Here is a 13455-nt window from a genome sequence, read left to right on the forward strand (position 1 = left end):
GCCGGACGTCGTGCGGAGTTCACTTCACCGCGCCGGCCATCACACCCGAGACGAACTGACGCTGGAAGGCGAAGAAGACGATCAGCGGCACCACCATGGACAGGAACGCGCCGGGCGCCAGCACATCGATGTTGTTGCCGAACTGCCGCACCTCCTGCTGCAGCGCGACCGTGATCGGCGGATGACCACTGTCCGCGAAGATCAGCGCGATCAGCATGTCGTTCCACACCCACAGGAACTGGAAGATCCCCAGCGAGGCGATCGCCGGGCCGCCCAGCGGCAGCACGACCCGGGTGAACAGCCGCAGCTCGCCCGCCCCGTCCAGCCGGGCCGCCTCCAGCAGCTCGCGGGGGATCTCGGCGAAGAAGTTCCGCAGCAGGAACACCGCGAACGGCAGCCCGAAGGCCGTATGGAAGAGGATCACCCCGGCGGTCGTCTCGAAGAGCCCGACCGCGCCGAACAGCTTGGCCACCGGGATCAGCGCCACCTGCACGGGCACCACCAGCAGCCCGACGACGACCAGGAACCAGCCGTCCCGGCCGGGGAAGTCCAGCCAGGCGAACGCATAACCGGCCAGCGACCCGATGGCCACGACCAGCACCGTCGCCGGCACGGTGATCGCCGCCGTGGTCAGCAGCGAACCCATCACCTTGTCGTTGGCCAGCAGCTGGCTGTAGTTGTCCCAGGTGATCTGGGCCGGCTTGCCGAAGACCTGCCACCAGCCGGACTCGGCGATCTGCTGCGGGCTGCGCAGCGAGGACAGCAGCAGCCCGACCGACGGCATCAGCCAGAACAGCGCCACCAGGACCAGGAAGATCCGCATCGCACCGCCGCCGGCCCGCGCCGCGATCCGCGCGGCGAGCGGCCGGCCGGCCCGTCCGCCCTGCCCGGCCCGTCCGCCCTGCCTCGCCCGTACGCCGCCGGTCGCCCCGGCCCTCCCGGCCGGTCCGGTACCGTCCACGCTCGTCATCGGCGACGCTCCTTCCGGATGCGCCGGAGATTGACGTACATCACCGGCAGCACGAGCAGCAGCAGGAAGACGGCGATCGCACTGCCCAGGCCCTCGTCGACATCCGTGCCGAACGAGGACTGGAAGAGCTGGAGCGCCAGGACGTTGGCGGACCGGATGCTGGAGCCCGGGGCGATGATGTAGACCAGGTCGAAGATCTTCAGCACATTGATCATGAGGGTGACCAGCACGACCACCAGGACCGGCGCCAGCAGCGGCACCGTGATCCGGCGGAAGACCTGCCACTCGCCCGCGCCGTCCACCCGCGCCGCCTCCAGCAGCTCACGCGGGACACTCGCCAGCCCCGCCGCGATCAGCACCATCGCGAAACCGGCCCACATCCAGACGTACGAGCCGATGATGGCCGGGGTGACCAGCGCCGGGCCGAGCCAGTCGACACCGTGGTACGCCTCGGCGAAATTCGCCGCGGGCAGCCGGAGCCGGGCGCCCTCGGCCCGGTCCGCGGGCAGCGCATAGGTGCCGTCGGCCGCCGTCGTCGCCGAGGCGACCACCCGGCCGCCCCTGACCGCCTCGACCGTCAGCCCGGCCAGCGCCTTCTCATTGCCGTCGATGACGCCGGGGCGGCCGCCGCCACCGCGGGTGAAGTCCAGCCACACGGTGCCGGTGACCTCGCCCGGCCGGGGCCGGGCGGCGGCCGCGGCACGGGCCCCGCGCAGATCGCCCGGCTGGACGGCGACCAGCGGCAGATTCACCGGAGATGCGGCCCGCACGGCCGAGCGCGTGGTGAACGCACCGCCGCCGGACGGTTCGAGACCGGACCGGGGCCGCGGCTTGGCGCCGGGGAAGGGAGCCGGTTCGGCGAACGTGTCATGGACACCGACCCACACCGCGTTGGCGGCTCCGCGCTCCGGATCCTGGTCGTAGACCAGCCGGAAGATGATGCCCGCCGCCAGCATCGAGATCGCCATTGGCATGAACACGATCAGTTTGAAGGCGGTGCCCCAGCGGATCCGCTCGGTCAGCACCGCGAAGATCAGCCCCAGCACCGTCGAGACCGTCGGCGCCACCACGACCCAGACGACGTTGTTCCTCAGCGCGGTACGGATACCGTCGTCGGAGAACATCGCGCCGTAGTTGCCCAGCCCCACGAACCCCGTGCCGGACGCGTCGAACAGGCTGCGGTAGACGGAGAAGACGACCGGGTAGACGACCAGCGCACCGAGCAGCAGCAGCGCCGGCAACAGGAACACCGCGGCCGCCCAGGGGCGGGCGCCCAGCACGCCGCCGCCCGGACGCTTGCCGCTGTTACGTCGGCGGCCGTCACCGCGCGGGCGGCGCCCCCCACTGTCACTGACCCTGCCCCTGCCGGCCTGTACGGCGCTCATCGTGACGGTCCCCCGGTCCCGGTCGAGGTGGTCGGTGTCAGTGGTCGGTTTCGGTGGCCGGTGGCCGGTGGCCGGTGGCGGACGACAGGCCCTCGGCGCCCGAACGACTTCGGGTACGGACTCGGCGCCCGAACGATGCCTCGTACGGACTCAGGGCCCGAACGACTTGGCGTACGGATTCAGCGCCCGAACGACTTCGCGGCGTCCTTCTCCAGCCGACCCTGGGTGCCCGCGACGTCCTTGGGGTTCTTCAGGAAGTCCTGCAGGTCCTTCCACTCGCCCTGGCCCGGCTTGCCGCCGAAGGAGGCGGGCGCCTGGTCCGACATGTCGAAGCGGAAGTCGTCACCCGCCGCGATCAGCGCCTTGGCGATCCGGCGCATCACATCGTCGGCGTACGCCGCCTGGTCGAGCTCCTTGTTGGGCGAGACGAACCCGCCCGCCTGCGCCCAGATCTTGGCGGCATCCGTCGACGCCAGGAACGTCAGCAGCGCCTGCGCCGCCTTGGAGTCCTTGAGTGCCACCGCCACATCGCCGCCGGTCACCACCGGCGACTTGGCACCCACCGCCGGGAACGGGAAGACCTTGGCGTCCGTGCCGACCTTGGCCTTCGTCTGGGTGATGTCGGCGGCGGCGAAGTCGGCCGAGGAGACCATTGCGGCCTTCGGGGTGTCGCCGCTGAAGGTCTGGGTCACCGACGTCGGGAAGTCCGTCTGCAGCGCACCGGAGTTGCCGCCCGCGAGCAGGTCCTTACGGCCGAAGAGCTGGCCGAGCGTGGTGAGCGCCTGCGTGACGGAGGCATCGGTCCACTTGATCTTGTGCTGTGCCAGCTGGTCGTACTTCTCGGGCCCCGCCTGGGAGAGGTAGATGTTCTCGAACCAGTCGGTCAGCGTCCAGCCGTCCGCACCACCCACCGAGACCGGCTCGACGCCCGACTCGGAGAGCGTCTGCGCCGTCTTGAGGAAGTCCTGCCAGGTCTTCGGCTCCTGGGTGCCCGCGTTGTCGAACGCCTTGGCGTTGTACCAGACCAGGGACTTGTTGCTGGCCTTGAAGTAGACGCCGTACGGGGTGCCCTTGTGCGCGCCGAGATCCTGCCAGCCCTTGCTGTAGTTCTTGGCGAGCTGCGCCTTGGCGGTCGCGCCGAGCGGCTTGAGCCAGCCCTTCCGGGCGAACTCGCCCAGCACGCCGACCTGCTGGAGCATCGCGATGTCCGGCGGCCCGCCGCCGGCGATCTTGGAGCCGATGAAGCCGGCCATGTCGTCGCCGCTGGGTACGAAGTCGACCGTGGCGCCGGTGCGCTTCTCGAACTCGTCCAGCACCTTGACGAAATTCGCCCGCTCGGGCCCCGTCCAGACCGCGGTGACCTGCAGCTTCTGGCCCTTGAGCCGGGGGAGTTGCACGGTGGGGGCGGTGCTGCCGCCCTTGCCGCCACTGCCATCGCCACCGCTGCCGTTGTCCTTCGTGCCGCCGCCACTGCTGCCGCACCCGGCCAGCGCCAGGGCGAGCGCCGTGCCCACCGCCACCGCGGTCGTGGCGCGCACAGCCGTGCGGTCGAGTCGTCTGCGCATCCCCGTACCCCTTGTCGCCGCGCCTGCCGTGCCGGGTGCAAAGGGAGCCGCGCCCTGCCGTGCCGCGCCGCCCCAACCATGCCGAACCATGCCGAACCGTGCCGTTCGCGTCATGCCCGTACGTACGGGTGCAGGCCCGTACGTACCTACGTGCTGTTCGCGTCGTGCCGTGCGATGGTGCGTGGTCGCGCTACGCCTCGCCGTGCCCTGGTGGTCTGCGGTATGCGTCGTGCTCTGCGGTGTACGCCGTGCGGTGTACGTCGTGCTGTGCGGTGTGCGACAGTCCTACGCCCTGGCCACCGGCTCCGCAATACCGCGTTCCGCGCCAACGGGCCTTTCGTGACGCGGCTGTTATGGGCGGCGCACGGGGTCCGCGACGAAGCGCGCACCGGGCTCATGAGCGGGCGGGGGCAGTTCGCAACAGGGCGGCGCACCGGGCCCCACCACGAGGCCGCCCCACCCGCTTCACGCTCAACCCGCCCGCCTCACGCTCAACGAACCGGTTTCACGCTCAACCCACCCGCTTCACAAAAGCGGCGGAGCCGATGCCGCCCCCGAGGACTGGGCGGCCCGTTGCAGTGCGCTGGCCAGCAGGGCCAGGTCCGTCGGGCCGTTGCCCAGCTCGCGCAGCGGGCGCCGGGCCGGCGGGTCGCCCATCCGCTGCCACTCCAGCGGTACGACCGTCGGCCGGAGGGTGGAGGTCCGGGGTATCCGGCCGGTGACCCGGCCCGCCTGGAACGGTGTCGAGGAGCCGTCCACCGCGCGGTGCAGCCGTCCGCGGCCGGTGGGCACCGGCTCGGACGGATCGTCGAAGGCGCCCAACCGGACCCGCAGACCGGCCCGTTCGCTGGTCGCGGTCTCCGCCGTACGGTCCGGATGACCGGTGGCGGCTATCAGGTGGACGCCGAGCTCCGCCCCGTCCCGGGCCACCGCCTCCAGCGCGCGCACCACGGAGCCGGCGGCGGGCCGGCCGGTGCTGCCCAGCGCCGGGGCCACCAGGGCGTCGAAGTCGTCGACCAGCACGAAGAGCCGGGGCATCGGCGGGGCCTGGTCGGTGGCGCCTTCCGCGGCTGCCGGGCCGGCGGCGGGCGGTGTGCTGCGGGGGCGCAGGCGGAGGGTTCCGGTCGTGGACGGGTCCGCCGCTGTGCCGCCGTCCGTTCCTCTTTCACGGCAACGATTACGGAGAGTAGTCAGTTCCTGCTCTCTGTGCTCTCCGTAATCACGATGCTCGCGACTGCTGCGCTCGCTGTCGCCGCTCTCGGCCGGGCGTCGCGGGGCGACGATCCGGGGAGCGGGCAGATGCTTGGCGCGCCACTCGGCGAACGGGGTGCCGGCCAGTATCTCCGCCCGCCGCTTCAGCTCGGAGGACAGCGCCTGGGCGAACTCCCGCATCCGGACCGGGTCCGAGGCGGCCAGGTAGGTCGTGACATGCGGCAGGTCCGTACAGACCCGCAGTCCCTCGCCGCGCTCGCTGCCGCCGCCGTCCACCAGCACCAGCGACAGCAGATCCGGGCGGTCGGCGGCGGCCAGCGAGGCGGCCATCGCCCGCATCAGCTCGGTCTTTCCGGTGGCGGCCGCGCCCTCCAGGACGAGATGCGAGCCGTCGGCGGCGAGATCGGCGCACAGCGGGCCGTGCGGACCGGCACCGAGCACCGCGGCGGCGCCGGGCCGGTCGGTGTCCAGCGCGGCGGCCCAACGGGCCATCAGGGACGCCGGGGTGGCGCGGGCCAGCCCCAACTCGTCCAGCAGTCGGGCGGAGTCGGGCAGCGGGACGGCCGCACGAGGCGCCGTCCGGCCCCCGGACGCGGCCGCCCCTTCGCTCTCGCGCAGCGGCGCCAGCGCCCGCGCGAACCGCTCGGCCCAGGCGCCGGAGACCGCGTCCACCGTCGCGACCGTGCCGTTGGGCCCGGAGCCCGGCTGGACGACGCGCAGCGCCGTGGCGACATCGCCGCTGAGCACCGCCACCGCCCCGCACTCGCCGAAGGCGGGCGAGGCCGCCCGGGCCGCCTCGTACGTCGCGGCCAGCGGGAAGGCGGGGGAGGCGGCCGGGGTCTCGGCCAGGCACAGGAGATGGATACCGGCCGCCGGGCCGCCCGCGGCGAGCCGAGCGGTGGTCTCGCGCAGCGCGGAGGTGCCGGGGTCGCCGTCGACGACCACGAGGGTGTACGGGCCCTGGTGGCGGGCGGCGGCGGAGGCGGTCTCCGCCCGCTCGGCGTCCGCCCAGCCGGGGCCCAGCGGGCCGTCGTCGAGCCGGCGCACCAGCTCGGACGTACGGGCCGCGGCCTGTTCGCTGTCGTACGCCAGCAGCAGCCGGCAGTCCTGGCCACGGTCCGGGCGGACCTGCGGCAGCCAGCCGAGCCAGGACCAGTCCGCCACCCGTTCCTCGGCCGGGCGTGCCCGGTCCGCGCTGATCAGTACGAGTTCCAGGGTGCCGGGGGAGTGCAGGGCCGTGAGCTGGGCGAGGGCGCTGCGGGTCAGCCCGGTCAGGCGCGCCCGCGGCCCGGCGAGACCGAGGGAGCCCGCCCGGCGCAGATCGACGGTGACGGGCAGGGCGGCCCGGCCGCCGTGCCGGGCGGCGGTTCCCAGCCGGACGGTCAGGGCGTCGGGGTGGTCCGGGCCGCGCTCCCAGAGCCGGGGCCCCGGGCCCAGCGCGGTGAGCAGGACCGCTGCGGCATCCGGCCAGCGCTCGTCGGCGGCCGGACCGGAGAGCGCTTCCGGCGCCGGGGCGCCCCCGGCGGTGTCCGCGCAGGCCGCACTGGGGGCGCCGGCCGGTGGGTACTCCGGTGCGAGGGCCGTGTCCGGCCGCTCCACGGCGGGCCGGCCGCCCGCCAGCCGCCGCGCCCAGGCGCCGATGCCACCCCGCCGCCCGCCCTTACGGGATCCCTCGTCGGCCGGTGCCAAGGACTCCGCTGCCAAGGACTCCGCTGCCAAGGCTTCCGGTGCCAAAGACTGCTGCCCGCCGTGGGTCCGGTCCTGTGCACCGGCCGGAACGGCGTCGCCGTGCTCCCGGACCCCGGGGCCGAAGCCGCCCGCCGGGCCGGCGGCGGTGGTGCGGTCGTAGACATGGCCCGTGGAGGCACCCGGGACGGGAGCCGCGGCGGCACCGGAAGGAGAGTTGTGGCCGGGGGCGGAGTACCGGGCCGGGGTGCCGCGCAGGGGGGTGTCCCGCCGCCCCGCTTGGTCCGGTGCGGTGGCGGCGGAGGCCGCCGCGGAAGCGGCCGCGTCACCGGCCACCCGGGCGCGCGCGCCGGCCCCCGTGTACGCCCCCTCCGCGGTGGAGGTGGCTCCTCGCGGGCCCGGTGACAGCGTCCCGTACGCCCCGTGTTCCCCGTACGCCCCGTGTTCCCCGTACGCCCGGTGTTCCCCATGGCGCCCCGTCCGGCCCGCCACCGCCGCTGCCTGCCCGGCCGCCGCGTCCGGGTGCGCACCGGCCGTGCCCGGGGCGATCCGCAGATGCCCCTCGCCGTCGGGGGCGGTCGGCAGGGCGGGGTCCGGGGAGGCGGGCGCGGACTGCAGGCGCAGGGCGGACTCCCCGATGCGCAGCAGGGCGCCGGGGCGCAGGGGCGCGGGTCGTTCGCCGAGGTCGGTGCCGTCCACGACGGTGCCGTTCGTGGAGTGCAGATCGGCGACGTACACCGCGCCGTCCGGCTCGACCGTCACGGCGCAGTGCAGCCGGGAGACATCGGGGTCGTCGAGGGGCACGTCGGCGTCGGCCGAGCGGCCGATGCGGATCTGGCCGCCGTGCAGCAGATGCACCCCGCCGGCGTCAGGGCCGGAGACGATGCGCAGGCGGGCGGAGCCGTGCGGCAGGCCGTGTGCCGGGGCGGGGCCCGGGCCCTGGAGGGAGAGCACCGCGCCGTCGATCAGCGGCGGCTCGCCGAGCGCCGCGCGCTGCGGATCGAGCCGTTCGTGCCCGGCGTACAGCACCACGGGGCCGCCGCCCGGACCGCCGACGTCCGCGCCCGAGCCCGCCACGGAGGCCGCGAGCGCGCCCGCCACCGCCGCCAGCGCGGTCCCGGCGGGGGCCGTCACGAGCACGTCGCAGGTCCGTGTGGTGTGGCCGCTGCGCGGCCCGAGGACGGTCAGCCGGATCTGCATCGCCGTCAACGGTCCCTTCTGCCGGGATCCGCCGGGGGACCGCTCACTCCCCCCACCGCACCCGGGCACGTCGGCACGAACAAGTCCCAAGTGCACGTCGCGACAAAGACCGCGCGCCCCCACCGCATCGTGCTGGGTGCATCCTCGCACCTGCCACTGACAACACGCCCGCCGACCGCCATTCAGTGATCTTGATTGGTCTTCTAAGGGCGAAAAAGTGCCTGCTTGCGTGCCGTGCCCGGCCGGATTTCGACCGCCGTGGTCAGCTCGGAAGGGTGCGGAACGGTCCCGGGCGGAATGCGGAACGGTTCCAGCCGGAATGCGGAACGGTCCCGGGCGGAATGCCGCGGGCGGTGCCGGGTACCAGCCGCACGCGGCAGGCAACCATCCGTTCCCCCACTGCGTCTTTCCCACAAGCCCGTCCCGGGCCGCCGCACCGAAAAGTTTGTACGACGGCATTACAGTGGGCCGGACGGGCCGCGCGGAGTGGATCAGCGGAGTTGATCAACTGACCCGGCGGGCCGGGCAAGAGAACCACCACGACCAGGGAGCGCATGACGTGCGGCCGGTAGGCAGCAAGTACCTGCTCGAGGAGCCGCTGGGACGCGGCGCCACGGGCACCGTCTGGCGTGCCCGCCAGCGGGAGACGGCGGGCGCCGAGGCCGCCGTGGCAGGAGAGCCCGGCGAGACGGTCGCGATCAAGGTCCTCAAGGAGGAGCTGGCGCACGACGCGGACGTGGTGATGCGCTTCCTGCGGGAGCGCTCCGTCCTGCTGCGCCTCACCCACCCGAACATCGTCCGCACCCGCGACCTCGTCGTCGAGGGCGATCTGCTCGCCCTGGTCATGGACTTGGTCGACGGCCCCGACCTGCACCGCTATCTGCGCGACAGCGGCCCCTTCAGCCCGGTGGCCGCCGCGCTGCTCACCGCCCAGATCGCCGACGCGCTGGCCGCCAGCCACGCCGACGGGGTGGTGCACCGCGACCTCAAGCCCGCCAACGTCCTGCTCGCCGGGTCGGACGGCAGCGGCGAGATGCACCCGATGCTGACCGACTTCGGCATCGCCCGCCTCGCCGACTCCCCGGGCCTGACCCGCACCCACGAATTCGTCGGCACCCCGGCCTATGTGGCGCCGGAGTCCGCCGAGGGCCGTCCGCAGACCTCCGCCGTGGACATCTACGGCGCCGGCATCCTGCTGTACGAGCTGGTCACCGGCCGTCCGCCGTTCGCCGGGTCGACCGCGCTGGAGGTGCTGCACCGCCACCTCAGCGAGGAGCCGCGCCGCCCCGGCACGCTCCCCGAGCCGCTGTGGACGGTCATCGAGCGCTGTCTGCGCAAGCGCCCCGAGGAGCGGCCCAGCGCCGAGAACCTCGCCCGGGCGCTGCGCACCGTGGCGGACGGTATCGGGGTACACGCCACCCCGGCCGCCGCCGAGGCCGCGCTCGGCGTCGCCGCGCTGCTCGCCCCCGACCCCGCGCCCGCGACCGTCCCCGGAACGGGCGCCGACGGCAGCCAGGGCGGCGGCGACGCCGACCCCACCCAGGTGCTCCCCTCCGGTGCCGGTTCGTACGACCCGGCCGCGGCGACCAGCGTGCTCCCGTCCACGGGTGGCCCGGGCGGTCCGGGCCACGGCGGTCCCGGCGGGCCGGGCGCCGACCCGACCCGCGCCATGCCGCCGATGCCCATGGGCGCACCGGCCGGCGGACCGTACAACCCCGACAACCCCCACCCCTGGGAATCCCAGATGCGGGCCGCGCGCGACCGCAACGAGCAGACCCAGGTGCAGTATCTGGATCCCACCGAGGACCCGCTGCGCCGCCGCCCGCAGCGCCAGGCCGCTCCCCAGCAGCCGCCGCAGCGCCCGCAGCAGCCCCAGTACCGGCAGCCCGCTCCGGCGCCGTACGCCCAGCAGCAGCCGCAGGCCCCCCAGCGCCGCCAGGAGCCGCCGCCGCAGCGCCACGAACCGCAGCGGCGGCCCGAGCCGGAGCCCCGGCCCCGGCGCGAGCCCCGTCAGCGCAGCGCCAACCCGATGAAGATCCCGGGTCTGGGCTGCCTCAAGGGCTGCCTGTTCACGCTGATCCTGCTGTTCGTGGCGGCCTGGCTGGTCTGGGAGCTGACCCCGCTCCAGGAGTGGATCGGCACGACGCGGGGCTTCTTCTCGCAGGTCGGGCACGTCTTCCACAGCGTGCAGCAGTTCGTGCAGAAATTCGGCGGCTGACGCCGTCCGCCCGCGGGCTCACCGCCGCGGGCACTCCGGACCTGTTCCGGAAGGTCATCGACGGGCCCGGCCCGCCTCTCCGCGGGCGGGCCGGGCCCGTGCCGTAAATCGCCCGATGAGCCACCCCATGAACCGCGCCATGAACCGCGCCATGAACCGCTCCGTCAACCCGCCCGCGAACCCACCCAGTGGATTTATCGACTTCTGACGGTCAATTTCGCTCACAGAAGTGAAGGTTGCCACGTTCCGGGGCACGGAACCCCCTGGCACCCGCGTAGCTTTGACGCCAACCTCAGCCCCCGCAGGATGCTCGGGGGCCCGACACGTCGGAGCAGTCTTGGCACGGAAGATCGGCAGCCGGTACACCGCCCACCAGATCCTGGGGCGCGGCAGTGCCGGCACGGTATGGCTGGGCGAGGGTCCCGAAGGGGCCGTGGCCATCAAGCTGTTGCGTGAGGATCTCGCCTCCGACCAGGAACTCGTCGGCCGCTTCGTACAGGAGCGGGCGGCGCTGCTGAGCCTGGAGGACCCGCATGTCGTCGGCGTCCGCGATCTCGTCGTCGACGGCAACGACCTGGCGCTGGTCATGGACCTCGTCCGCGGCACCGATCTGCGCACCCGCCTGGAGCGCGAACGCCGGCTGGCCCCGGAGGCCGCCGTCGCGATCGCCGCCGATGTCGCCGACGGGCTCGCCGCGGCGCACGCCGCCCGGATCGTGCACCGCGACGTCAAGCCCGAGAACGTGCTGCTGGACATGCAGGGGCCGCTGGGCCCCGGCGGTGCGCACCCCGCCCTGCTCACCGACTTCGGCATCGCCCGGCTCGTCGACTCGCCGCGCCGCACCCTCCAGCCCCCGGCAGGGGGGAGCTCGGGATCGCTCCGCTCGGCCAAGGTCATCGGCACCCCCGACTACCTCGCCCCGGAGATCATCGAAGGCCTCCCGCCGCGCGCCTCCGTGGACGTCTATGCGCTGGCGACCGTCCTGTACGAGCTGCTGGCCGGGTTCACGCCGTTCGGCGGCGGGCACCCCGGGGCGGTGCTGCGCCGCCATGTGACCGAGAGCGTGGCGCCGCTGCCCGGCATCCCCGACGAGCTGTGGCAGCTGCTGCTGCAGTGCCTGGCCAAGGCGCCGGCCTCCCGGCTGCGCGCCCCCGAGCTCGCCGCCCGGCTGCGCGAGCTGCTGCCCGGCCTGGCCGGTATCCCGCCGCTGGACATCGACGAGCCGGAGGAGGAGCAGCCGGAGGAGGAACAGGAGACCGCCGCCTCCCGCGAGGAGCCGTTCCCCTCGTCCCCGCACCCGGCAGAGGCCACCCCGCCGCGCGGCGCCGTCCCGCTGGTCCAGGGCTCGGTCCCCGACTCCAACCGGGACACGCACACCAGCATGCGGGTCCCCGGGCCGGACGAGCTGGCGGGCGGCGCCCACGGCACCGCCCGTGCTCCGCGCGCCGCGGGGGAGCGCCGGGCGGGCTCGGCCCGGCACCGCTCGTCGCCGGACGCGCTGCGCCGCCGCCGGATCAGGCTCGGCGCGGCCGCCGCCGCGGTGGTCGTGGCGGCCGGTCTGGGCGGCTGGCTGGCCTCGGGCGACGACTCGGCGGGGGACGCCACACCGGGCGTCCAGCAGCCGGACCCCGGCACCCCGTAGGGCCCGCCGCGCCGCCGAAGGGCCCGGAAACGACCGCCCGGCCCCGTTACCGCCCGGTGTGCGGGGCCGCGCCCGGTCTGCGGGCGACCCACCGCCCGCGGTTTCCGGCAGGTCCGACCTGCCGGGGCCGGGTCACGCTGACGGCGGCAGCCGTTAGGCTGGGTGCGTGGCAGTCGTCGATGTATCCGAAGAGCTGAAGTCCCTCTCCTCGACCATGGGGTCGATCGAGGCCGTCCTGGACCTCGACAAGATGAGGGCCGATGTCGCCGTGCTCGAGGAGCAGGCCGCGGCGCCGTCCCTGTGGGACGACCCGGAGAACGCACAGAAGATCACCAGTCGGCTGTCCTACCTCCAGGGCCAGCTGCGCAAGGCCGAGGACCTGCGCGGCCGGGTCGACGACGTCGAGGTGCTCTTCGAGCTCGCCGAGGCCGAGGGCGACGAGGACGCGCGGGCCGAGGCCGAGGCCGAGCTGACCGCCGTCCGCAAGGCGGTCGACGAGCTGGAGGTCCGCACCCTCCTGTCCGGCGAGTACGACTCCCGTGAGGCGGTCGTCAACATCCGCGCCGAGGCCGGTGGCGTGGACGCCGCCGACTTCGCCGAGAAGCTGCAGCGGATGTATCTGCGCTGGGCCGAGCGGCACGGCTACAAGACCGAGCTCTACGAGACCTCGTACGCGGAAGAGGCCGGCATCAAGTCGACCACCTTCGCCGTCCAGGTCCCCTACGCCTACGGCACGCTCTCCGTCGAGCAGGGCACCCACCGCCTGGTGCGCATCTCGCCGTTCGACAACCAGGGCCGCCGCCAGACGTCGTTCGCCGGCGTCGAGGTGCTGCCCGTCGTCGAGCAGACGGACCACATCGAGATCGACGAGTCCGAGCTGCGGGTGGACGTCTACCGTTCCTCCGGCCCCGGCGGCCAGGGCGTCAACACCACCGACTCCGCGGTCCGGCTGACCCACATCCCCACCGGCATCGTGGTCTCCTGTCAGAACGAGCGCTCGCAGATCCAGAACAAGGCGACCGCGATGAACGTCCTCCAGGCCAAGCTCCTCGAGCGCCGCCGCCAGGAGGAGCAGGCCAAGATGGACGCGCTCAAGGGCGACGGCGGCAACTCCTGGGGCAACCAGATGCGTTCCTACGTCCTGCACCCGTACCAGATGGTCAAGGACCTGCGGACCGAGTTCGAGGTCGGCAACCCCAGCGCGGTGCTGGACGGCGACATCGACGGCTTCCTGGAGGCCGGCATCCGCTGGCGCAAGCAGCAGGAGAAGTAACGCGCCACGGCCTGTCCGAAAGTGAAACAACTGCTTCCCTTTGGGAGGCAGTTGTTTTTGCTGTGGCGGTTTGGTCACAGTCGTATGTCCATGTACCGCCCACTGCTTGCCAATTCGGTCATCGGGCCTTTATTCGACCTTGACGAGGGTGGCCGAACTGGGAAGGCTGAGCGCGGCATGCGTATGTCTGGGGCGCGTGTAGGAACGGGGAACTGAGCGGCTCGGCCGCGGTACGGAGCGGAAGCTCGTGCACCCCGGCATCGGCTCGTCGCCCCGTGCAGCGCTGCACCCATGACGAGTTCAG

The 13455-nt window shown here is 73.6% G+C and carries 7 protein-coding genes; 3 read left to right on the forward strand and 4 right to left on the reverse strand.

Going from position 1 to position 13455, the window contains the following annotated elements; genetic code table 11:
- Positions 1 to 19: 19 nt before the first annotated feature.
- The 4 genes from D9V36_RS27405 to D9V36_RS27420 all read right to left on the reverse strand — a co-directional run bounded on the left by D9V36_RS27405 (position 20) and on the right by D9V36_RS27420 (position 8018).
- Positions 20 to 970 (reverse strand): carbohydrate ABC transporter permease, encoded by a 951-nt coding sequence (locus tag D9V36_RS27405; protein ID WP_129296095.1) that lies wholly within the window; start codon positions 968 to 970, stop codon positions 20 to 22.
- Complete coding sequence (locus D9V36_RS27410; RefSeq protein ID WP_241721063.1) at positions 967 to 2355, reverse strand: carbohydrate ABC transporter permease; 1389 nt, start codon at positions 2353 to 2355, stop codon at positions 967 to 969. Before D9V36_RS27410 ends, D9V36_RS27405 begins: the two co-directional genes overlap by 4 nt.
- Positions 2356 to 2534: 179 nt before the next feature.
- Entirely contained in the window at positions 2535 to 3920 is a 1386-nt protein-coding gene (locus tag D9V36_RS27415) for an ABC transporter substrate-binding protein (RefSeq protein ID WP_129296096.1), read from the reverse strand.
- A gap of 525 nt (positions 3921 to 4445) precedes the next feature.
- Positions 4446 to 8018 (reverse strand): FHA domain-containing protein, encoded by a 3573-nt coding sequence (locus tag D9V36_RS27420; protein ID WP_129298728.1) that lies wholly within the window; start codon positions 8016 to 8018, stop codon positions 4446 to 4448.
- 559 nt (positions 8019 to 8577) lie between these two features.
- Between D9V36_RS27420 and D9V36_RS27425 the strand changes: the two genes are divergently transcribed.
- The 3 genes from D9V36_RS27425 to prfB all read left to right on the forward strand — a co-directional run bounded on the left by D9V36_RS27425 (position 8578) and on the right by prfB (position 13151).
- Positions 8578 to 10236, forward strand: a complete 1659-nt coding sequence (locus tag D9V36_RS27425) for a serine/threonine-protein kinase (protein ID WP_129296097.1) — start codon at positions 8578 to 8580, stop codon at positions 10234 to 10236.
- 337 nt (positions 10237 to 10573) lie between these two features.
- Positions 10574 to 11878 (forward strand): serine/threonine-protein kinase, encoded by a 1305-nt coding sequence (locus tag D9V36_RS27430; protein WP_129296098.1) that lies wholly within the window; start codon positions 10574 to 10576, stop codon positions 11876 to 11878.
- A gap of 166 nt (positions 11879 to 12044) precedes the next feature.
- On the forward strand, positions 12045 to 13151 hold the full coding sequence (prfB, locus tag D9V36_RS27435; RefSeq protein WP_088797903.1) for a peptide chain release factor 2: 1107 nt from the start codon (positions 12045 to 12047) through the stop codon (positions 13149 to 13151).
- The last annotated feature ends 304 nt before the right edge of the window (positions 13152 to 13455 follow it).

This window comes from Streptomyces lydicus (assembly GCF_004125265.1).
Taxonomy (GTDB): Bacteria; Actinomycetota; Actinomycetes; order Streptomycetales; family Streptomycetaceae; genus Streptomyces; species Streptomyces lydicus_C.